The sequence below is a fragment of the Agrobacterium sp. GW821-FHT14E08 genome, assembly GCF_058803865.1.
In genome coordinates this window covers 1,229,658-1,250,475 of the sequence record NZ_JBXAPJ010000001.1, presented here as the reverse complement: position 1 = coordinate 1,250,475, position 20,818 = coordinate 1,229,658, and the positions used below count along the sequence as shown (strand labels likewise).

Genomic DNA, 20,818 nt, shown 5'->3' with positions numbered 1-20,818 from the left:
TTGCTGGCTGCCGACCGCTCGCTGATCCGGTGGTTTTTGCACAGTTCCATCATCCGCACTCCGTCACCCCGGTCCCCGGAACAAGCCCGAGGATGATCCGGGGTTCAGTGCGATCAAGTCCTTGATCGCGAGAGAGTCTTTTCACGGCGCGGACGCGCCGTGGCTGGATGCCGGATCAAGTCCGGCATGACGGAGGAGAGGTTTTTAACCCGGAAACAAGTTCCGTCGCGTTTGAGGCATTCAATCCAGCATTCAATGCGCGGCCTTGCCTGCCTGGCTCGCCATCGCCATTCGCGACGCACTGATCAGCAGCTTGCGCTCGGCGCGTTCCTGCTGCGGCGTGCGATTGTAGATTTCGCGATAACATTTGGAAAAATGCGAGGCCGAGACGAAACCGCAGGCGACGGCAACCTCGACCACTGGCATGGCCGATTGAACGAGCAGATGTCGGGCGCGGTCGAGGCGGATTTCGAGGTAATAGCGGGCCGGGGAGCGGCCCATCTCCTGGCGGAAGAGGCGCTCCACCTGCCGGCGCGACAGATCGGCGGCATCGGCTATATCGAGCAGCGACAGCGGTTCGGCCAGATTGCCTTCCATCAATTCGATGATCGACAGGACCTTGCTGTTCTGGACGCCGAGGCGGGCGCGCAGCGGCAGGCGCTGGCGGTCATTGGGGCTGCGGACCCGGTCGGTCAATTGCTGTTCGCAGACGCGGTTGACGAGGTTTTCGCCGAAATCCTGGCCGATCAGGCTCAGCATCATGTCGAGCGATGCCGTGCCGCCGGCGCAGGTATAGATGTTGCTGTCGACTTCGAAGAGGTCGGCATAGACTTCCACCTGCGGAAAGGCTTCGGAAAAACCCGGCAGGTTTTCCCAGTGGATCGCGCAGCGTTTGCCGTTCAAAAGGCCCGCCTGCGCCAGAATATGGGCGGCGGTACAGAGGCTGCCGATGGCGATGCCGCGATTATAAGCTTCGCGCAGCCAGGCGTTGACGGATTTGTTGATGTGCTGGTCGACATCGATGCCCGAACAGATGATCGCCATTTCCGGGCGGTTTTCGCCGCTGACGTATCGCCGTTCGTCAGCAAGACAGGTATCGGCCTCAAGACAGATGCCACTGGATGACATGACCTTCTGGCCGTCGAGCGAGGCGATGCGCCATTCATAGGCCTGATAGCCCAGCATTCGGTTGGCGATGCGAAGCGTTTCAACCGCTGCAGCGAAGGGCAGCATGGTAAATTGCGGAATGAGAAAAAAGACGATTGAGCGTTTCTTCTGGGAGTTCTTGCTCATTTGCCCGTGCTCCGTTGCGAATACGCAATTCCTCTCTTGGAATTGGTCTTCTGGATGTCCTGTTTACGACATCTTTAGCGAAAAATACGCCGTGGAATCGGGGCTGTCAAAAAAACGCTTTTGAAATATGCAAAATTTGCCTTGAGCCTTTTTAGAAGGCGTTGTGTCGCGTGTAAAACAGGCAGGTCATTTTACGCCGTTGCCGTTGCTTTTATGGCCTGGCGGGGTGGTTCGCAAGTCTCAAGGCGATTGCGAACCACCGGTCTCGATTTATCTGCGGACGATGCGCATGCGGTTGTTGTCCGTCGTCGGCCATCCAATGTCCTTCAATGTTTCAGGGGGCAATCCTTCCAGCGCACGCAGCATTCTTGCACGCTGCCATGACTGATACAGTCCGGAAACATAGCCCGACACGCGATGCAGCCAGCTGGACGGAGGACGATGCGGAGAGCGTGTCACCGTTGGGAGATAATGTATCATGGTCATTGTCTTGATCCTTTCCTGAACCACGATCCTGTTTGCGAATTCGGTATGCGCCTGCATATTCCATCAAACAAGAGAATGAATTTTATATCACTCATCAATGTTTTGAATGACTGGCCAGCGGAGCCTGCCGGCTTCTATGCCTGCCTTGCACGATGAGTGCCTGGCTCCGAAGAGGCCGTGTTCGGCCCTGTCACTCGATGTCCCGGATGGTGCGCCCTTGTTGACATTCAATCAAACGAAATGATATCCATCTATAAATCAAAATATTTGAAGGTGCGTGCCATGACCGTGACTTTCCGCCAACCCCTGCCGTTGCTGGATAACGACATATTGAGAACCTTCGTCGCTATTGCGGAAACGGGAAATTTCTCCACCGCCGCCGAGGTGGTGTTCAGAACGCCCTCGGCCGTTTCCATGCAGATCAAGAAGCTCGAGGAGCAGTTAAAGACGACATTGTTCCTGCGCGATGCCCGCTCGGTGACATTGACGGCGCATGGCGAGACGCTTCTGACCTATGCGCGCCGGATGATCGCACTGTCCAACGAGGCCGTGTCGCGTTTTGTCATGCCCGAACTGTCAGGCGTGGTCCGTCTTGGCGCGCCCGAGGATATTGGTGAGCGCGGTCTGCTGCCGGGCATCCTCAAGCGTTTTGCCGAGGCGTTTCCCGGCATCATGATCGATGTCACCATTGATTCCAGCTCCAATCTCTACAAGCGTATGGACGAACGGCGGCTCGATCTGGCGCTGGTCAACTGTGCCTCGCATCCGCTGCGAGATACCGGCGAGGTGCTGATGCGCGAGCGCCTCGTCTGGGCGGGGGCAAAATGCGGCACGGCCTATCTGCGCGATCCGCTGCCGATCTCGATTTGGGAAGAGGGCTGCATCTGGCGTTCGGAGGCGATCAATTCGCTTGAAAAGCGCGGGCGCAATTTCCGCGTGGCCTATCTCAGCGGTCACACGATGGCGCAGCGCGCGGCGATTGCCGCCGATCTTGCCATCGCACCCCTGCCGCGATCCTATGTGTTAAACGACATGGTCATTCTCGGCGACAAGGAAGGTCTGCCGGAACTTGGCTGTTTCGATATTCGTTTGATCACGGCCGAAAAGCCCTCGCGTCCCATCCTCGCGGTGGCGGAAAGCATCCGCAATGCGTTTGTCGAGGTTGCCAAGGCGGCCTGAGGCGCGGTGCGAATAACTCGGGTGCTTGCGCGGCGGCGCTGTCCGTCGCGCCGCAGACGGCGTCCTAGACAGCAACCGAGCCCGGCGATGCCGAGTGGCCCGTGTTGTTCTGTTCGGTGGATTGCCAGCTTCCACGGCCGACCAGCCAGTCGGCCGAATTTTGCAGTCCGCCAAAGGGGAAAACGTGGATTTGCCGGATCGGTCCTGACGGATTGGCCTGCCAGTGCCGTTCAATCGGTCCGACGACGCTTTCCGGCGAGTGGCCCTTCGCCAGCGTTGTCAGGGATAGCGCGTTTTTCTTCAGATAGGCGATGGAGTTGCCGACGCCGCAGAGAGCGGCATATTTCAATAGCGTCGTGATCTTCGCCGGGCCGGAAACGCCAATATGCACCGGCAGGTCTATGCCTGATGCCGCAAGCCCTTCCGCCCAGGCGATGAAGCGCGCGGGATCGAAGCCGAATTGCGTGACGATACGCATCGTCGCACCGGTTCTTTCGCCAAAATCGCGTTTCAGCCTGAGCGCGGCCATTGCCGTCTCCTCGCTGAAGTCGGGGCTGCCCTCGGGATGACCGGCGATGGCGATATGCTTTATGCCGCAGCGATCGAAGATGCCGGTCGAGAGCATGTCCATGCTGGATGCGAAGGGACCGGCGGGCCTGTCGACGCCGCCGCCGACCGCCAGCACGTCCGACACACCCGCTTCGCCCGCAAGCCGCTTCACCTGTTCCTCAAAGTCCGCGCGGGAGGAGATGCGCCGCGCTGCAAGATGCGGCACGGGGTTGTAGCCGAGTTCACGAAGATGTCTGGCGGCATCCACGAGCCTGCCCTGCGAGGCCGCTCCCGTGTCGGTCAGATAGACGCGCACCCCTTGCGGGAACAGGCCGGCAAGACTTGCCGGGCCAAGCACCTGTGCGGGCGAGGCCTCAATGGAAGCAGGGATTATGGAAGAGGTGGTGATATCGGGCAATTTGTGCATGGTCCTTTTTATTATCATGCACCGGTTTTTCACCCAAGTCTTTGCCTGTTGCGGCAAGACAGGCCTGCATCTGCGACGAAGCTTGGCCTCATATGGCCGGATACTGGGGTGCCTACCAGACCCGCTTCGTCAACCCGTTCCACAGCCAGGTCCATATCGGCGGCGGAAACCGCAGCACGGATTTCCCGGGCGAGGGCGGTTTTGGCGACAGGCTACCGGAAAGGGCATCCTCAATGGCGCTGACGGCAATATCGACCGAACCGGCGGTCAAAAGCAGCGGGTAGGTGGCGATCGTGTCGGAAGGCGAGGGCTTCAGCCGTTTTTCATAAAGGGTTGCGCCGGTATCCACGCCCCTGTCGACCAGATGAACGGTGGCGCCGAAATTACCCCGGTCCTTTTCCACCAGCGCCCAGTAACCACCCATCTGGCCGCGATAGGCCGGATTGATGCCGGCGTGGAAATTGATGACCGGGCATTGCAATGACCGGAGGGTGGCGGGTGATAAAAGACGGCAGGAAATGGTGAAGATCGCTGCCGGCTGTAACGTGTTGGCGGCCCTGTGGCATTCCTCGTCGTTCAGTGAGGAAAACTGCGTGACGGGCACCGCATGATGGAGATCGGGAAGCAGCCCATGTTCGGCAATGATCTCCCGCGTTCGTTTGAGTGTGAAGCGTTTGCCAAGCCTCGAAGCGACCATGGTTGCCATCTGGCCTGCGGCAGCGATCCAGCCGAGCCGTCGCGCGCGCCGCTTGAGAATTGCCGATTTGCTTTCCGGCTGTTCCACGAAGACGTGGATGTCGGGGAAACGGGCGGCCAGCGCATTGATCATGACATTGGGGTTCAGGCCGCCTGCCGTCATTACCAGAAGCCGATTGTTGATATCAGTCATGTCACTCACACGATTTTTCCTCGGGCGCGAGTTTCCGTTACGAACTTGAAAAACATGTTAATTTTCATCGACGTGATTTTTTAAAACGCCGGTGGAACCGATTTTTGCGGCTCACGTTAATGTGACGCATATCACATTGGCGCTTGCTTTTGGACGCAAGTCATAGGGGAGTTTTCAAATGATCACACGTATTCTTTCGACCGTCTTCGTGGCTCTGTTGACCGTCGTGACCTTGAGTTCATGCGGCAATACCATTCGCGGCATGGGCCGGGATACGGCGAATGCCGTTGATGCAACGCAGGACGCCGGCCGCAGCGTCGACCGCGCCGCTCGCCGCTAAAAAAACTCCCCTAGGAAGCATGGCGCCATCCGAACTCCGGCTGGCGCCTTTTCTTTGACCTGATTTCACGGTCACAATTCATGCTGTAAGAATCGCGCCAGCAAGTGCGCGAAACGGCGTGAACGGACGATTGATGAAAAGACTGATGAGGTATCTGCTGCCATTCTTGCTGCCGTTTTCGGCGCAGGCGGGCGGACAGGCGGATTTCTGCAGGATCATGGACCATGCGGGCGGCCGCTATACCGTCTGCAGTTTCGATCCGGAAAAAAGCACGATCCGGATTTATGACCGCGACCATGTCTCGGGTGAGGGATATCGGTCTTTTTCCGATCTTTCCTCCGCGCTCTGGCGGCAGCACATGTTCAGCATCTTCGCCATGAATGGCGGCATGTATCATTCGGACTATTCACCGGTCGGTCTCTTTATCGAAAATGCTGTCGAGACCTCGCCGATCAGCACAGGTGGCGGCTGGGGCAACTTTCATCTTCTGCCGAATGGTGTTTTTTATCTGAAGGGGACCACGGCGGGCGTTCTCGAAACGCAGGCCTATCTGGCGGCAGGTGTTAAGCCGGATTTTGCCACACAGTCCGGGCCGATGCTGGTGATAGACGGAAAGCTGCATCCGCGATTTCTGCCCGATAGTGACAGCCTGAAACGCCGCAACGGCGTCGGCGTGTCCCGCGATGGCAGGGTACATTTCGCGATTTCGGAAACGACCGTGCGGTTCTACGATTTCGCGACGCTGTTCCGCGACGTGCTGGATGCGCCGAACGCGCTTTATCTCGACGGTACGATTTCCAGCGTCGACATTCCCGCGATGAAAAGGCGGGATTCGCTGTTTCCCATGGGGCCGATCATCGCGGTCGTCGAGAAGGTGCCCGATTAAGCTGAAAAATCAGATCGGGGCCTTGGGATAGGCTTTTTCCAGACCGCCCGACGCCGTCAGCCCCTGACGAAAGGAGAGGTAGGTCGGGTGCTGGCTGGCCTTTGCGGCTTCCATCAGGCGGATCTGCAGGCGGGCCGGGGCGTTTCTGCCAAGCCATTCGCCTGCCGCCTCCAGCCTCAGGCTGTTAAGGAAGGGCGCATTGGCCTGCCTGTCGAGATAGAGACTGAGACCGGCCAGCAGGTTTTCATCCTGCAAGGCGTTTTCCATCAACAGCAGCACCCAGGCCTTGTCCTCGCTCGCAAGCGAAGCCAGTTTCGATGCGGCCGTTTCGCGATCGGGAAAGGATGATGCCTGCTGCATGAAATGATGTGTCCCGTTGCCGTTGTCTGTCGATAGAGCAGTGGTCGCAGGCTTTCAAGACGCAACAGTCTGAGCGCGGAAATTCGACCTTAACGTGCCGGTGGAAGCAGTTTTCAACAGGCGTTTGTGTGAAACCTTCATAAACCGGTTACACTTTGGTTCAAATTGAGGCGATGGGTGAAAATGGCTTTGTCGACAGCCTGCCTCTAAGGCTTTGTTTTTTCTTATACCTATGCAATGGGCGAATGGCAGCCTGTCAAAAACGCCTTCATTTAGCCGCTTTTTGCATTTGCGTTCCCCGCCGGATTTTAATAAATGCTTCATCCACGGGCCGGGTCTTGAAGATCCCCCGGAGAGTGAATAGCTGGAGTAATCATGGAAGAAACCGCTCAGAAATCCTGCTGGGGCGTCACGTTGCGCGCACTTGCAGGCTTTGCCGCTTTTCTCGCATTGACGTACATTTTTGGCAGCCCATAAGCACTTCTCCTGAATTGACGGGTTTTGAAACGGCGCGGTTTTCCTCTGGAAACCGTGCTGTTTTCGTATGGGCGGCCGATATGTCGCAGCTGTGCAAACCGCTGACGCTCTTTTGTGGCGATCCGTCGCGGCTTTGGATATGATGGTGGCGGAATCCATTTTTATTCAGGACAAACCTCATGTTTCTTTCGGTCTTCGACGTTTTCAAGATCGGCATCGGTCCTTCCAGTTCGCATACGATGGGGCCAATGACGGCGGCGAACCGCTTTCTCGCCCTGATCCTCTCGGATGAGTGGCCGCGTCCGGCGGGTGCCTCCGTTTCGCGTCTGAAGGTCAGCCTGCACGGCTCTCTTGCCTTTACCGGCATTGGTCATGGCACCGGGCGTGCAGTCATTCTCGGTCTCACCGGCGAGCGGCCGGACCTTGTCGATCCCGATGCGATGGACGCTATTATCGAAAAGGTCGAAAAGGCTGGCACAGTGTCGCCGCCCGGCCATCCGTCCTATGAGTTCCGACCGGCTGAAGATCTGGTCTTCGACAAGAAGAACCCGCTGCCGGGTCATGCCAACGGCATGACCTTCTCCGCCTTCGACAATCAGGGCCGGCTGCTGATCAAGCGCATCTATTATTCCGTTGGCGGCGGTTTCGTCGTGACCGATACGGAACTGGAGGCGATCAAGCAGCGCGGCAAGACCATCGATAACGGTCCACGCGTGCCTTATCCTTTCGCCACCGCGCGGGAGATGCTGGATATGGCGGGTCGTTCCGGCCGAACCATCGCGCAGATGAAACGTGCGAACGAGGAAACGGTGGTTTCCCGCGAGGAGTTGAACGAACGCCTCGACCAGATCTGGGAAGCGATGAACGGCTGTATCGAGCGGGGCCTTAAGGTCGATGGCATCATGCCGGGCGGCCTGAAGGTACGCCGCCGCGCGCGTTCCATCTATGAGAAGCTGAATGAGGAGTGGCGCAGCAACCGGATGAACCCGGTTCTGGCGAATGACTGGCTCAGTGTCTATGCCATGGCCGTGAATGAAGAAAACGCCGCCGGCGGCCGGGTGGTTACCGCGCCGACCAATGGTGCGGCAGGCGTTGTTCCGGCCACGGTCAGATATTTCCGGCATTTCCATGAGGATGCGACTGTTGACGACGTGCGGGACTTCCTTCTGACGGCCGCCGCAATCGGCGGTATCATCAAGCACAATGCTTCCATTTCAGGCGCTGAGGTGGGCTGTCAGGGCGAAGTCGGCTCGGCGGCGGCCATGGCGGCAGCGGGTCTTGCCGCGGTCATGGGCGGTTCGCCGGAACAGATTGAAAATGCCGCTGAAATTGCGCTGGAACATCATCTCGGCATGACCTGCGATCCGATTGCCGGGCTGGTGCAGGTGCCCTGTATCGAGCGCAACGCGCTGGGTGCCGTGAAAGCGGTGACGGCGGCGTCGCTGGCGCTGAAGGGTGACGGCCAGCATTTCGTGCCGCTCGACGCCTGTATCGAAACCATGCGTCAGACCGGCAACGACATGAGCGAGAAATACAAGGAAACCTCCACCGGCGGCCTGGCCGTCAACGTTGTGGAGTGCTGAGCGGGCAGGGCGGCGGGCATTGTCCAGATGCTTGACGCCCGCCGCAAAAAGGCATTGATAGGGCCATGCCTCTACATCTGATAAAACTTTGCGTCGGCGCGGATTCACTCCAGGATTTGAGAGACTGGGTCGCGCATCGCTCGCTGACCGCGATTGCCGCCGGCCTTGAGCCGCATAGCGTGCACACGACCCGGATGATCCCCAAGCGAGTTGAGGAGCTGCTGGAAGGCGGCTCGCTCTATTGGGTCATCAAGGGGCAGGTGCAGGCGCGGCAGAAGCTTCTCGACCTCCGCTCCTTCAAGGGCGACGACGGTATTACCCGCTGCGATCTCATTCTCGGCCCAGAGGTGATCGAAACCTCGCCAGCGCCGAAGCGGCCGTTTCAGGGCTGGCGTTATCTCAAGGACGACGAGGCGCCACGCGATCTCGGCGGCGGCGGGGGCGGCGAGGATATGCCTTCCGATCTGCGCCGGGAGCTGGCCGAGCTTGGCCTGCTCTGACGCTGAGCGAATTGCATGAAAACGAAAAAGCCGGCTTCCTTGCGGAGCCGGCTTTTTCGTTTGGGGAGACGGTATTGCTGTCGTTTGAACGACTTTAGTTGATGCCGCCGACGGCGTTGGTGGCGCGGCCATCCTGAATTTTCATCCAGCGGCCGGGATTGGCGGTGTCCTGGCGCTTCAGGTAGGTATATTCGGTCTCAGACCAGTTCATGACCTTGTTACGCATGTTGTCGAGGATGAAATCGCCGCGATCGGTGCGAACGGTAAGGACGGCGTGGCCTTCGCCATTCGGCTGCAGAACCACCGTGATCAACAGGTTGGAGGCGGAGAAGCCCTTGTTCATCAGCATCTTGCGCTTCAGAAGCACGAAGTCTTCGCAATCGCCGACCGTGGTCGGATAGGCCCAGCGTTCCTCAACGCCGTAGATTTCCATATCGGTCATCGGCGTGATCGTCGTGTTGACGGTGTAGTTGACGTCCAGCATCGTCTTCCAGCGCTCTTCGGTCAGCTTCATCGGACCGGTATCCAGCGAGGTCGGCTGGCATTCGCTCTGATAGGTCTGGCAGAATTCATAGTGGCCGATCGGCGGGTTGGCCTTGCCGATCACACGCATGACGGCGGCCGGCGATGCGCTTGCCTGGCTTGCGAAGGCGCTTACGATGAATGCGATCAGGACGAAAACGATACGGTTGTTGTTCATTGCTTGTCTCCCCGTGTTGAGGAGACATTCGCAGGTATATTTTGACCCGCCGGAAATTTAGGTGGGGCAATTTGAGCTTAAATTTCAGCAAATTAGCCGCTATTTTGAACTGTATTTGAGTGAGTTTTTATGCGTGTTTGAGATAAATTTTATTAGAATTTTACGCATCCCGCCCTTAGTCTTTTGGTAGCCATTTATTCCACTGTATTGACAGCGATTTTTTGAGTTGGGCTGTTTTCACGGCCGCGTGAAGTCATCCGGTGGCGCAGCGCAGGGACATGGATTTCCCGTTTTGGGATGGCTGTTTCAGGTCGGGACAGCATGGAAAAGCAGCGAAAAAAACTTTGAAAAAACTGCTTTTTTCTTGGAAAAAGTTTTGGAACGGGCGTTTTTCTGAGGGTTCATGTGCAGGACACTGCCCGCAGTGGCGCTAAGTTACGCGCTGTGACCGGCCATATGGCAGCTGGGTTAAGCGGAATAGACGGTGCAGGACGTGCTGTTTAGAACTCAATCTCCGCCGCCGCCATTCCGGTTTTGCGGGAATCGCGTCGATGCGCGTCCGCGCGGTGGTATGTTTGTTCTGAACTAGGGACTTGAGCTTACTGGATCCGGCTCGAGGCCCTCATAACGGCAAGCAGTATTCGTTCTGGCGCGCATCAAAATGCTGCGCCCGCATCAGGCCTGCTTCACTTTCCATGGATTGAATTTGTCGGGGCATTTCTTACCCCCGGTTTTACGCATTCTGTGCGTAAAACTACTCCAAGACTGCCACTGGAAATGTCTAGAGAAACTCGATCAGCGCGTCGGGAGACTGGACGCGATCGAACTCGACCGCCACGCCTTCCATGAAGTGGCGCACGATCTTGCCGCTCATGGCCTTGCCGAGCTGCACGCGGCTGCCGAGCGGCGGCCGGTTTTCGATTTCGATTGCAGCGCCGGACAGGGAAAGGTCGATGAGCCGGCAGGTGACAAGCACGCCGTCTTCCAGAACCAGCTGGGCCTTGGCATTGCGCGGTGTCAGGCGGTCGTGGCGGCGGTCTTCCGGCAGGCCAAGCAATTGGCGCTTGGCGATCCATGCCAGCTGGGCGGCAAGCTTTTCACGCTTGCGCTCCGGCGCATTGATGGCGATGACAAAGCCGGAGGCGGTGAGCGATGTCACCGTTCCTTCGATGCGGCCGATGTGCTGAAGATAGGCGATGACGCGGTCGCCGTTGCGGGCGATGCCGGAGCAGCTGAACTGTGCTTTCTCGGCGGTCATCTCGGTCGCTGTGCAATCATATTCCTGATGGTCGGGCAACATGAGACGGCCGCTGAACGACACGCGAACGGCGTCGTCGAGGGGCGCCTCTTCAACGGGACGCAGAATTTGGGCGGTGTTGGCCGAGCGAGATGAAAACATGGACAGCGCAATTGTGACGGATAATGATCACAAATCTCTACCTTGCCCGGGTTAACAGACTGTATTGTTTGATCTCTACAATTTTTCCAAATGGCAATAATCGTTACACATATGACGTTTTTTACGCGAAATTCCGGGAGGGCTGCGTGCCATCTGCCTGCACCGGGGCAGGTGGATCAGTCTTCAACAGTTTCCCGTGCGCGGCGTGACGGCGGCTCCCGCATTCGCCGCATAATTTGCTGAGGCGATGTCCAGGTGCAGCAGGCGGCTGCCCTTCATCACAAGGCAATTGACGGGCGCGTCGAATTCGTGACGCGGCCGTTCCGGAAGCAGCGCCCCGAGCAAACGCGGGGCCGTGCCTTCGTCGGTGCGCAGCGGCAACAGCAGCATCTCGAATGCCAGCGGTGCCGCGCCATGATTATCCTCTGCCTCCACGTCGAACACGACGGGTAACCTATGCTGCAGGATGCCACGCGCGACGCGGCAGGGGAAAACGGCTTTTTCCGCCGACCACAGTTCCGAAAACGGACGATCCCGCAATTCCCGGCCGAACAGATCGCAGAGACGTGTACCGGCCAGGCGGAAGAATGGCGAGTGTTCTCCCTTGTCCGTCAGGATGAAGAGATCGCCCAGATGATGTTTGAGCCTTGCGGGATCTATGTCTTCGCGACGGGGCGCGGGCTTGTTGCCGCGCAATTCGTCCCAATAGTTGTATATGTCCAGTCCGCCCATGCTTTTCATAGCATCGTTCTCCATGTTCGTTTTTGGGACATCATGTCCTTTCGAACGTCTGTATGGAGAGGTGTAGCGAATTTCGTGCCAGTCGATTTTGTTAAGGTTAACAATTGGTTGAGATTGCGCGCTAGCAAGAGCCGTGGCATCGGTGCAGCCATGTCGGGGTAACGTCCGTCAGCACAATTGATGGCTCCGCCCGAGACTTTCAGGGCGCTGTCTCAAGCCGGACTGTCCTTGATCCCGGCGCTTGGACCGATAGGGTTTTCGCGTCAGGTGCATCAAAGGCGGGACGGCTTTTTTTTCGTCCGGGCTTCCTATATTGCTCGGAGACGTAAATTTCTAAAAAGACAGGGATGGGATCATGTCCTATGGTGACGGCGAGCAGCCGCCGGTTTCGGAAACTCCGGAGCCGAAAGACGACACGAACAATCCCGTCTTCAACCTGCCGCCGTTTCTGGTCGGTCTATTGGCTGCATTGCTCCTGGCCTATGTGCTTCCGGCCTATTTTCTGTCGGAGGATGGCACCGCCTGGTATATTTTCACCTTCGGCTTCATTCCGCTGCGTTATGCCATGCCTTTCTCCCAGCAGGGAATGGAATGGCTTTGGACGCCGGTCACCTATTCTTTTCTGCATGGCGGCATCGAACATATTCTCTTTAACGGATTGTGGCTGATGGCCTTCGGCGCGCCGGTTCTGCGCCGGATCGGCACACTCCGATTCGTGTTGTTGTGGTGCATTTCCGCCGCCGTTTCGGCCTTTGGCCATGCGGCGCTGAACTGGGGCGATGTCACGGTCCTGATTGGGGCGTCAGGTGTGGTCTCGGCGCTGATGGGGGCCGCCTGCCGTTTCGCTTTCCCCGCTCGCGGCGGTTACAGCGCTTCTTTTGGGCATCTGATGCCCCGGCAGAGCATTCTGGCGGCGCTTTCGAACAGAACCGTGCTCGTCTTCACGCTGATGTGGCTTTTCGGCAATGTGCTGATTGCGGTCGGGGTTCCGCTGTTCGGTGATGTCGGCGGTGCAATCGCCTGGGATGCGCATATTTTCGGCTTCCTGCTTGGCTTTCTTTTCTTCGGCCTGTTCGATCGTCCGCTGCGCTGAAGCGATCACGCTCCTTGACGGCCGTGGCGCAAATTTGCTTGCGCGCGTCCCATCCGGGATTGCATTCACGCGGGCCTCAGCGCACCATGTTCCATGATTTGCAACCGTCGGGGGAGACTGCGGCGCGCTGCGGATTGCTGAAAAGAGGAGGAAGGCATGGCAACATTCGTAAAAGATCTTCTCGACCGCAAGGGCCGGGATGTCGTGACTGTCGGTCCGGGCGTGACCATCGGCGAAGCGGCGGGAACGCTGCATGCGCACAAGATCGGCGCTCTCGTCGTGACGGATGCCGACGGTGTCGTTCTCGGCATTTTCACGGAACGCGATCTGGTGAAAGCCGTGGCAGGCCAGGGCGCCGCTTCCCTCCAGCAACTGGTCTCGGCGGCCATGACCAGGAACGTCATCCGCTGTCATCACAACTCCACCACCGACGAGTTGATGGAAATCATGACAGGCGGACGTTTTCGCCATATTCCGGTCGAGGAAAATGGCCGTCTTGCCGGCATCATCTCCATCGGTGACGTGGTGAAGGCGCGGATCGGCGAGATCGAGTTGGAGGCCGAACATATCAAGGCCTATATCGCCGGCTGAGGTTTCGCGCCTTGGCTAGCGGTGGTTCCAGCGGGGCATTCCGTAAGGTTTTGACCGAGTGCCCCGACACGCTCCTTCCTGTGACGAGCACAGGTAGGAGGGCGCGGGAGCACGCGTTTTTTCTCTAGCTCGAAATGCTCGGCGCTAAAATCTAACCCTACGCGTCATGCATCAGCGGCGGAACGCCTGTTGCATGCGCTCCAGTTCAGGAATGCGGGCGCGCGTTTCCTCATATCCCCTGTCGATGGCTTCGCTGGCGCGGTGGAATTCCGACAGGCCGATATCGTTGATGCGGGGGTGCAGCATGAGGTCGGGCGGATCGCCGGCCAGACGCGAGCGCGAAATCCGGTCCTGAATGATGTTGAAGGCCTGTACCATCACGCCCGGTAGGCCGGGGCGCGGGGCGCTTTCCACGGGGGCAGCGCCGCCGCCGGCTGATGAAGCCGCGTGCTTGACCACCGCGGAGCGGCCGAACAGATCATAATTGAGGTTGACGGCAACGACGAGCGCCTGCTCATAGGCCCGGCAGACCGAAACCGGCACGGGATTGACCAGTGCACCATCGATCAGCGTGCGGCCGTTGCATTGCACCGGCTCGAAAATTCCCGGCAGCGCATAGGATGAGCGCAGCGCCGTGACGAGATCGCCCTGATGGATCCAGACCTCGTGGCCCGTGCGCAATTCCGTCGCGACGGCGATGAAGGGATGATCGAGGTTTTCGACGCGCAGGCCTTCCAGATGCTCCTGCATGCGCTTGGTCAGCCGCATGCCGCCGAAGAGGCCGCCGCCGCCGATTGTGAGGTCGAGAAGGCCGGCAATGCGGCGCATCGTCAGCGAGCGGGCGAATTCCTCCAGCTCATCGAGCTTGCCGGCGAGATAACAACCACCCACCAGCGCTCCGATCGAGGTTCCGGCAATCATGCCGATCTTCACCCCGGCCTCGTCCAGTGCCCGCAAGACGCCGATATGGGCCCAGCCGCGTGCTGCGCCGCCGCCGAGCGCCAGCGCGATGCGGCGTGTGTCGACGATCTCGGTGACGGGTGGCTCGTTGCCGATGTTTTCGGGATTTCCAACCGCAAGAGAATTGTGACGATTACCCCATCCCAACATGACCGCACTCCCTGCCAGTTCGACGGACTCCGCCCTTATCCCCGGAGCCCGCTATATTGGTAGCAAATTGGTGCGGCCGATGGAAGATCGAGCTTCACTTGTCCGAATAGACGCTGGCCGGATCGAAATGGCGGGTATCGTCGGTGATTCTGGTGACGGCATTGCCGTCGGCCAACTCAACCGTGCGGTAGAAGCACGAGCGGCGACCGGTATGGCAGGTGGCATCATGACCGGCGACGCAGACCTTCAGCCAGACGGCGTCCTGATCGCAATCGGTGCGGAACTCCTTCACCGTCTGCAGATTGCCTGATGTTTCGCCCTTCTTCCAGATCTTGTCGCGCGAGCGGCTGTAATAGTGGGCGATGCCGGTTTCCAGCGTCAGAGCCAGGGCTTCCGCATTCATATGGGCGACCATCAGCAATTCGCCGTCATGCGCATCCGTGACCACGGCGGTGACGAGGCCGTGGGCATCGAATCGCGGTGAAAAAAGGCCTGCGTTTTCTAGCACTTCCTTGTCCGCAGGCGCGGACGGAAACGATATGGACATTGCTACCCCGAAGGAAAAGCGGAACCTTAACGGTTCCGCACCATGGTCATGAAGCGCACCTGCTCGGCCGGATCGTTCTTGAACGTGCCGGTGAAGCTGGTGGTGAGGGTCGTGGACCCCTGCTTGTTTACGCCGCGCATGGACATGCACATATGTTCGGCGTCGATCATGACGGCCACGCCGCGCGGTTTCAGCGTTTCCTCGATGGATCTCGCGATCTGCGCGGTCATGTTTTCCTGCGTCTGCAGGCGGCGGCCGAAGATTTCAACGACGCGGGCGATCTTCGACAGGCCGAGCACGCGTCCGGCCGGAAGATAGGCGACATGCGCCTTGCCGACGATCGGCACCATATGGTGTTCGCAATGGGAGAAGAAGGGGATGTCGCGCACCAGCACCACATCATCATAACCGCCGACTTCCTCGAAGGTCGTGCCGAGCACGTCCTGAACGTTCAGCTCATAACCGGCGAAGAGTTCGCGGTAGGCCTTGGCGACGCGCTTGGGCGTATCCAAGAGACCTTCGCGGGCGGGGTTTTCTCCTGCCCAGCGCAGAAGAACGCGTACTGCTTCTTCCGCTTCCGCCTGGCTTGGGCGAGCCTCGGCCACATCGGGTTTTGCGCCAGCGCCGGGGAAATTCTTCACGATCGCATCCATTCCGTCTCTCCCGATGCGGGTCAAGGCCGCACCTGAACTTCGTTTTTTTAAAAGCGGACTTCTGTCCGCTGTTGCTGCTATCTGGTTGTTTTACAGCATTTTGGCAAGACCGATGCTGATATTTCGGTATCAGAGCCGTTAATTTCATCGCAGCTTGATGTCCAGAAAGCTCGTTAGCATATAATGAGAATGAAGGGCAGGAAAGCTTCACCGCGAGAAACGCTGTGTTTGAAAAATTTGACCTGTCCTGTTTTTGGGCATTCTTGAGCGCGCCGGACACCTGACGATGGACGATATCTACAATAATCGCATTCTGGAATTTGCCGGGAATATTCCGCTGATCGGTGTTCTCGAGGATGCCGATGCCAGCGCCGAGAAACACTCGCGGCTGTGCGGCTCGAAACTCAAGGTCTATCTGAAGCTCGAAGGCGGCATCGTCACGGCATTTTCGCATGAGGTTCGCGCCTGCGCACTGGGGCAGGCCTCCGCCTCCATCATGGCGCATCATATCGTCGGTGCTTCCAGTGCCGAGCTTCGGCAGGCGCGCGAAGACATGCTTGCCATGCTGAAACAGGACGGCGAGGGGCCGACGGGCCGTTTTGCGGATATGCGCGTGCTTTCACCGGTCCGGGACTTCAAGGCCCGCCACGCCTCGACCATGCTGACTTTCGAAGCGGTGATCGATGCGCTCGACCAGATCGAGAGCCGGCCGGTTCTGAACGCTGCGGGTTAGGCAATGTGCGGCGAACCGGGCTGCCGGCATAATGAGACGGCGGTAAAGGCCGGGCGATCCCGCAACTGGGGCGGCGCCTTTGCCAAAACGCCGGGGCGGCTTCTGGGCGTCGGTTTCATCCGGCTTTATCAGCTGACGCTTTCCGGTTTTATCGGGAACTCCTGCCGCCACATCCCCACCTGTTCCGAATATGGTTATGAGGCCATTGCCCGCCACGGGCTTTGGGCGGGGGGATGGATGACGCTGTTTCGCGTCGCGCGCTGCGGGCCGGGTGGTACCAGCGGGCTTGATCCGGTGCCGGAAAAGCTCGGCGGCAACAGGCGCTGGTGGGCGCCCTGGCGTTACTGGAAGCTGCGCCGATGACCTATGTGGCTCTGCTGCACAGTATCGTGCTTGGTGCGGGCAGGCGGCTCCTCATGGCCGATCTGCGTGAAATGGCGCAGGAGCTCGGTTTTGGTGACTGCAGAACGCTGGTCGCGACGGGAAATCTTGTCTTTCACGCGCAGGCTGCTCCTGTTCGCGACATCGAGGACAGGCTCGAGCGCGCCTTTGAGAAACGGTTCGGCAAACATGTCGATATTCTCGTTCGTTCAGGCCCTGACTGGCTGAGACTGACCGCCGAGAATCCGTTTACTGACGGTCATCCACCGGACGTCTGCGTGCGGGTGATGCGCGAGCCACTCGGCAGCGACGTCCTCGGATTTCTGGAGAAATATCGCCGGGATGAAAAGATCACCCTTGTCGGCGGCGACCTCTGGATCGATTTTGGCGGCAAGCCAAGCGAAAGCCGGCTTCTATCGGTATTGACCACCAGGAGGCTTGGGGTAGGGACGACACGCAACGCCAATACCGTCAACGGACTCGCTGAAATGCTCCGGTGAAACGCCGTTCACCTTTGACTGGAACGGCAAAATTCTTTATCAGCCTGCCTGCCCATTACTAGTCGGGCGATTATTATTCCAACACCACCCGCATTCGTTGGCGGGACTGGACAGGAGAGTTAGACAATGTCTGAAGCTGTTTCCCTTACATTTCCCGATGGATCCGTGCGCAGCTACCCCGCCGGTACGACCGGCCGCGAGGTCGCCGAATCCATTTCCAAATCGCTTGCCAAGAAGGCTGTCGCCATTGCGCTTGACGGCACCGTGCGCGATTTGTCCGAGACCATCACCGATGGCAAAATCGAGATCGTCACGCGTGAAGACGGGCGTGCGCTGGAGCTCATCCGCCACGATGCCGCCCACGTCATGGCTGAAGCCGTGCAGGAACTGTGGCCCGGCACGCAGGTGACGATCGGCCCTGTAATCGAGAACGGCTTTTATTACGACTTCGCCAAGAACGAACCTTTCACGCCGGAAGATCTGCCAAAGATCGAAAAGCGCATGAAGGAAATCATTCTGCGCAACAAGCCGTTTACCCGCGAGGTCTGGTCACGTGAAAAGGCCAAGGAAGTGTTCGCCGCCAAGGGCGAGAACTACAAGGTCGAGCTGGTCGACGCCATTCCGGCAGGTCAGGACCTGAAGATCTATTACCAGGGCGACTGGTTCGATCTCTGCCGTGGCCCGCATATGGCCTCCACGGGGCAGATCGGAACGGCCTTCAAGTTGATGAAGGTGGCCGGCGCCTATTGGCGCGGTGACAGCAACAATGCGATGCTGTCGCGCATCTACGGCACCGCCTGGGCGACGCAGGAAGAGCTGGACAATTATCTGCACGTGCTGGCGGAAGCCGAAAAGCGCGACCACCGCCGTCTCGGCCGCGAAATGGACCTGTTCCATTTCCAGGAAGAAGGCCCGGGCGTCGTGTTCTGGCACGGCAAGGGCTGGCGCATGTTCCAGACGCTGACGGCCTATATGCGCCGCCGGCTTGCCAATACCTATCAGGAAGTCAACGCGCCGCAGGTGCTGGACAAGTCGCTGTGGGAAACCTCCGGTCACTGGGGCTGGTATCAGGAAAACATGTTCGCGGTGAAATCCGCCCATGCCTTCACCCATCCCGATGACGAGGAAGCCGATCAGCGCGTTTTCGCCCTGAAGCCGATGAACTGCCCGGGTCACGTGCAGATCTTCAAGCATGGCTTGAAGTCTTACCGCGAAATGCCCGTCCGCCTTGCGGAATTCGGCACCGTGCATCGTTATGAGGCTTCCGGGGCTCTGCATGGCCTGATGCGCGTTCGCGGCTTCACGCAGGACGATGCGCATGTCTTCTGCACGGAAGAGCAGATGGCGGCGGAATGCCTGCGCATCAACGACCTCATCCTCTCCGTCTATGAGGATTTCGGTTTCAGCGAAGTCGTCGTCAAGCTCTCCACGCGCCCTGAAAAGCGCGTCGGTTCCGACGATCTCTGGGATCGCGCCGAAAGCGTGATGATGGATGTTCTGAAGACCATCGAGGAACAGTCCGAAGGCCGCATCAAGACCGGCATCCTGCCGGGCGAGGGTGCGTTCTACGGGCCGAAGTTCGAATATACGCTGAAGGATGCCATCGGCCGTGAATGGCAATGCGGCACGACGCAGGTGGACTTTAACCTGCCGGAACGTTTCGGCGCCTTCTATATCGACCAGAACTCCGAAAAGACGCAGCCGGTGATGATCCATCGCGCCATCTGCGGCTCCATGGAGCGCTTCCTCGGCATCCTCATCGAGAACTTCGCCGGCCATATGCCGCTGTGGTTTGCGCCGCTTCAGGTCGTGGTCGCGACGATCACCTCGGATGCGGATGATTACGGCCGTGAGGTTGCGGAAGCGCTGCGCGAGGCGGGCATGGCGGTCGAGACCGATTTCCGCAACGAGAAGATCAACTACAAGATCCGCGAGCATTCGGTGACCAAGGTTCCGGTCATCATCGTCTGCGGCCGCAAGGAAGCGGAAGAGCGCTCGGTCAACATCCGCCGCCTCGGTTCGCAGAACCAGACGCCGATGTCGCTCGAAGATGCGATTACGAGCCTTGTGGACGAAGCGACGCCGCCGGATGTGAAGCGCAAGCTCGCGGCGAAGAAGCAGGTTGCTTGAGAAATGACGACGGCCCCTTCGGGGGCCGTTTTGTTTGTGGGGATGTGCTGGCAGAAGGCGGGGCATCCGCACTCCGTCACCCCGGACTAGATCCGGGGTCCAGCGCGATCAAGTCCTTGATCGCGAAAGACTCTCTTCACGGCGCAGACGCGCCGTGGCTGGATGCCGGATCAAGTCCGGCATGACGGATGAGATGTAGGTGACGCCTACTCAAAATCCCCGGTCATATCTTCCGGCGCCTGATCCTTCATCAGCACTTCCACATCCGAATCCCGGCCGGAGGTTACTTTGAAGTTGCGCTGGAAGACCTTGTCCTTGTTGCGGGCGATGGCGGTATATTCGCCTTCCGCCAGCACCATGGTCGAAAAGGCGCTGACGCTTTCGTTGACCACGTCGCCGCCGCCGTTCAGCACCGACCAGGCCGTATCGGCAATGGCCTCGCCGCCTTCTTCGGAGACGAGCTTGAGGGTGATCTGGGCGGCCTGATGCTGGAGGGTCGCTTCCGTCAGCTTGCCGGCTTCCACCTGGATATCGGCGCGCACCACCGCATTGACGTTGCCATATTCGGAAACCACGTGGTACGTTCCGGCATTGAGGCGCACGATGGTGTTGGGCTTGATATCGGACATGACGAGGCCGCGCTCGCCGTCCGGCCGGGCGTCCGACGAGTAGACGGAAAATTTCAGCTGGGTGCCGGAGATCTGCTTGTCGGAACCTGCGACCGCGTTCAGCACGAAACCGCCGGCATCGAGAATCAACACCTGTTTCTGAACGTTGCCTGATGTCGGAATGTTGAGTTTCTTGGTGACGCCGGCGCGGCCGAAGGCGACGTTGACGAAATATTCTCCAGGCACCAGATTAAAATGTGCCGAGCCGCCCTCTGAGCTTGCCAGCATCGGCAATTTGCCGTCGGCACCCGGGATAGGGCTGAAAACGCGCCAGGACAGGCCTTCCTTCACCGCTTCGCCTTCGCTCGTCAGCTTGGCTTCCATGGCGATATCGCGGGCGGTGCTTGTTGGGGCATTGGGCGCAGTCGGGGCGGTGAAAGCATTGAGTTTCGGCATTTTCGGCGTGCCGCCAAGCTGCTTGAAGTCTTTAAACGCGTCCTGCGAAAAAGCTGCCTGTGATAAAATGCCGATCGCGGCGAACGCAATGGCCAGACGTGTCGCGAATTTGGCCACGAATTTGATTGCCGACATTTTCGATACCGATTGACTTCTTGATTTTCCCGGATCACTTCAAAACCAATGCCGTGGCTATTTCAAGGCCCA

The 20,818-nt window shown here is 58.8% G+C and carries 22 protein-coding genes; 11 read left to right on the top strand and 11 right to left on the bottom strand.

Going from position 1 to position 20,818, the window contains the following annotated elements:
• Positions 1–252 precede the first annotated feature (252 nt).
• Positions 253–1,293 (bottom strand): GlxA family transcriptional regulator, encoded by a 1,041-nt coding sequence (locus AC1ROR_RS06135; protein ID WP_035222987.1) that lies wholly within the window; start codon positions 1,291–1,293, stop codon positions 253–255.
• 726 nt (positions 1,294–2,019) lie between these two features.
• Here AC1ROR_RS06135 and AC1ROR_RS06130 point away from each other — a divergent pair.
• Positions 2,020–2,958, top strand: coding sequence for a LysR family transcriptional regulator (locus AC1ROR_RS06130; RefSeq protein WP_191856260.1), 939 nt, complete (start codon positions 2,020–2,022; stop codon positions 2,956–2,958).
• A 64-nt stretch (positions 2,959–3,022) separates the two neighbouring features.
• Here AC1ROR_RS06130 and AC1ROR_RS06125 read toward each other — a convergent pair whose 3' ends face one another.
• Entirely contained in the window at positions 3,023–3,952 is a 930-nt protein-coding gene (locus AC1ROR_RS06125) for a methylenetetrahydrofolate reductase (protein ID WP_498588880.1), read from the bottom strand.
• A gap of 94 nt (positions 3,953–4,046) precedes the next feature.
• On the bottom strand, positions 4,047–4,823 hold the full coding sequence (locus AC1ROR_RS06120; RefSeq protein WP_498589180.1) for a formyl transferase: 777 nt from the start codon (positions 4,821–4,823) through the stop codon (positions 4,047–4,049).
• Positions 4,824–5,001: 178 nt separating this feature from the next.
• Between AC1ROR_RS06120 and AC1ROR_RS06115 the strand changes: the two genes are divergently transcribed.
• Together AC1ROR_RS06115 and AC1ROR_RS06110 are read left to right on the top strand one after the other, a co-directional pair.
• Complete coding sequence (locus AC1ROR_RS06115; protein ID WP_004442283.1) at positions 5,002–5,163, top strand: entericidin domain-containing protein; 162 nt, start codon at positions 5,002–5,004, stop codon at positions 5,161–5,163.
• A 133-nt stretch (positions 5,164–5,296) separates the two neighbouring features.
• Positions 5,297–6,049 carry a phosphodiester glycosidase family protein gene (locus tag AC1ROR_RS06110; RefSeq protein ID WP_498588879.1) on the top strand — a complete coding sequence of 251 codons (753 nt, stop codon included), beginning with the start codon at positions 5,297–5,299 and terminating at the stop codon, positions 6,047–6,049.
• Positions 6,050–6,058: 9 nt separating this feature from the next.
• Here AC1ROR_RS06110 and AC1ROR_RS06105 read toward each other — a convergent pair whose 3' ends face one another.
• Positions 6,059–6,409: a hypothetical protein gene (locus AC1ROR_RS06105; RefSeq protein WP_498588878.1), complete on the bottom strand. Its 351-nt coding sequence runs from the start codon at positions 6,407–6,409 to the stop codon at positions 6,059–6,061.
• Positions 6,410–7,065: 656 nt separating this feature from the next.
• On the opposite strand from AC1ROR_RS06105, the gene AC1ROR_RS06100 reads away from it, so the two are divergent.
• Positions 7,066–8,469: an L-serine ammonia-lyase gene (locus AC1ROR_RS06100; protein ID WP_080834709.1), complete on the top strand. Its 1,404-nt coding sequence runs from the start codon at positions 7,066–7,068 to the stop codon at positions 8,467–8,469.
• 65 nt (positions 8,470–8,534) lie between these two features.
• A complete protein-coding gene (locus AC1ROR_RS06095; protein ID WP_035222999.1) occupies positions 8,535–8,969 on the top strand; it encodes a DUF1489 family protein in 435 nt (144 codons plus the stop codon).
• A gap of 94 nt (positions 8,970–9,063) precedes the next feature.
• Here the strand turns inward: AC1ROR_RS06095 and AC1ROR_RS06090 are convergent, their stop codons facing one another.
• From AC1ROR_RS06090 to AC1ROR_RS06080, 3 genes are all read right to left on the bottom strand, one after another.
• Positions 9,064–9,669, bottom strand: coding sequence for a transglutaminase-like cysteine peptidase (locus tag AC1ROR_RS06090; protein WP_003495559.1), 606 nt, complete (start codon positions 9,667–9,669; stop codon positions 9,064–9,066).
• A 781-nt stretch (positions 9,670–10,450) separates the two neighbouring features.
• Complete coding sequence (locus AC1ROR_RS06085) at positions 10,451–11,068, bottom strand: PilZ domain-containing protein (protein ID WP_035223003.1); 618 nt, start codon at positions 11,066–11,068, stop codon at positions 10,451–10,453.
• A 183-nt stretch (positions 11,069–11,251) separates the two neighbouring features.
• Positions 11,252–11,809, bottom strand: coding sequence for a PAS domain-containing protein (locus AC1ROR_RS06080; protein WP_035223006.1), 558 nt, complete (start codon positions 11,807–11,809; stop codon positions 11,252–11,254).
• Positions 11,810–12,164: 355 nt separating this feature from the next.
• On the opposite strand from AC1ROR_RS06080, the gene AC1ROR_RS06075 reads away from it, so the two are divergent.
• A complete protein-coding gene (locus tag AC1ROR_RS06075) occupies positions 12,165–12,902 on the top strand; it encodes a rhomboid family intramembrane serine protease (RefSeq protein WP_498588877.1) in 738 nt (245 codons plus the stop codon).
• Positions 12,903–13,058: 156 nt separating this feature from the next.
• Positions 13,059–13,493, top strand: coding sequence for a CBS domain-containing protein (locus tag AC1ROR_RS06070; protein ID WP_035223011.1), 435 nt, complete (start codon positions 13,059–13,061; stop codon positions 13,491–13,493).
• Between the two features lie 171 nt (positions 13,494–13,664).
• Here AC1ROR_RS06070 and AC1ROR_RS06065 read toward each other — a convergent pair whose 3' ends face one another.
• The 3 genes from AC1ROR_RS06065 to folE form a co-directional block, all read right to left on the bottom strand.
• Positions 13,665–14,603, bottom strand: a complete 939-nt coding sequence (locus AC1ROR_RS06065) for a patatin-like phospholipase family protein (RefSeq protein ID WP_498588876.1) — start codon at positions 14,601–14,603, stop codon at positions 13,665–13,667.
• A 94-nt stretch (positions 14,604–14,697) separates the two neighbouring features.
• A complete protein-coding gene (hisI, locus tag AC1ROR_RS06060) occupies positions 14,698–15,150 on the bottom strand; it encodes a phosphoribosyl-AMP cyclohydrolase (RefSeq protein ID WP_035223016.1) in 453 nt (150 codons plus the stop codon).
• A gap of 26 nt (positions 15,151–15,176) precedes the next feature.
• A complete protein-coding gene (gene folE / locus AC1ROR_RS06055; RefSeq protein WP_003495569.1) occupies positions 15,177–15,803 on the bottom strand; it encodes a GTP cyclohydrolase I FolE in 627 nt (208 codons plus the stop codon).
• Between the two features lie 286 nt (positions 15,804–16,089).
• Between folE and AC1ROR_RS06050 the strand changes: the two genes are divergently transcribed.
• The 4 genes from AC1ROR_RS06050 (at position 16,090) to thrS (ending at position 19,547) form a co-directional block, all read left to right on the top strand.
• Complete coding sequence (locus tag AC1ROR_RS06050; protein ID WP_035223418.1) at positions 16,090–16,536, top strand: iron-sulfur cluster assembly scaffold protein; 447 nt, start codon at positions 16,090–16,092, stop codon at positions 16,534–16,536.
• 3 nt (positions 16,537–16,539) lie between these two features.
• Entirely contained in the window at positions 16,540–16,899 is a 360-nt protein-coding gene (gene yidD, locus AC1ROR_RS06045; protein WP_035223018.1) for a membrane protein insertion efficiency factor YidD, read from the top strand.
• Positions 16,896–17,417, top strand: coding sequence for a DUF1697 domain-containing protein (locus AC1ROR_RS06040; RefSeq protein ID WP_035223020.1), 522 nt, complete (start codon positions 16,896–16,898; stop codon positions 17,415–17,417). The genes yidD and AC1ROR_RS06040 overlap by 4 nt, the downstream gene beginning before the upstream one ends.
• A 126-nt stretch (positions 17,418–17,543) precedes the next feature.
• A complete protein-coding gene (thrS, locus tag AC1ROR_RS06035; protein ID WP_498588875.1) occupies positions 17,544–19,547 on the top strand; it encodes a threonine--tRNA ligase in 2,004 nt (667 codons plus the stop codon).
• 206 nt (positions 19,548–19,753) lie between these two features.
• Here thrS and AC1ROR_RS06030 read toward each other — a convergent pair whose 3' ends face one another.
• Positions 19,754–20,746: an RgsD C-terminal domain-containing protein gene (locus AC1ROR_RS06030; RefSeq protein WP_035223025.1), complete on the bottom strand. Its 993-nt coding sequence runs from the start codon at positions 20,744–20,746 to the stop codon at positions 19,754–19,756.
• Positions 20,747–20,818 lie beyond the last annotated feature (72 nt).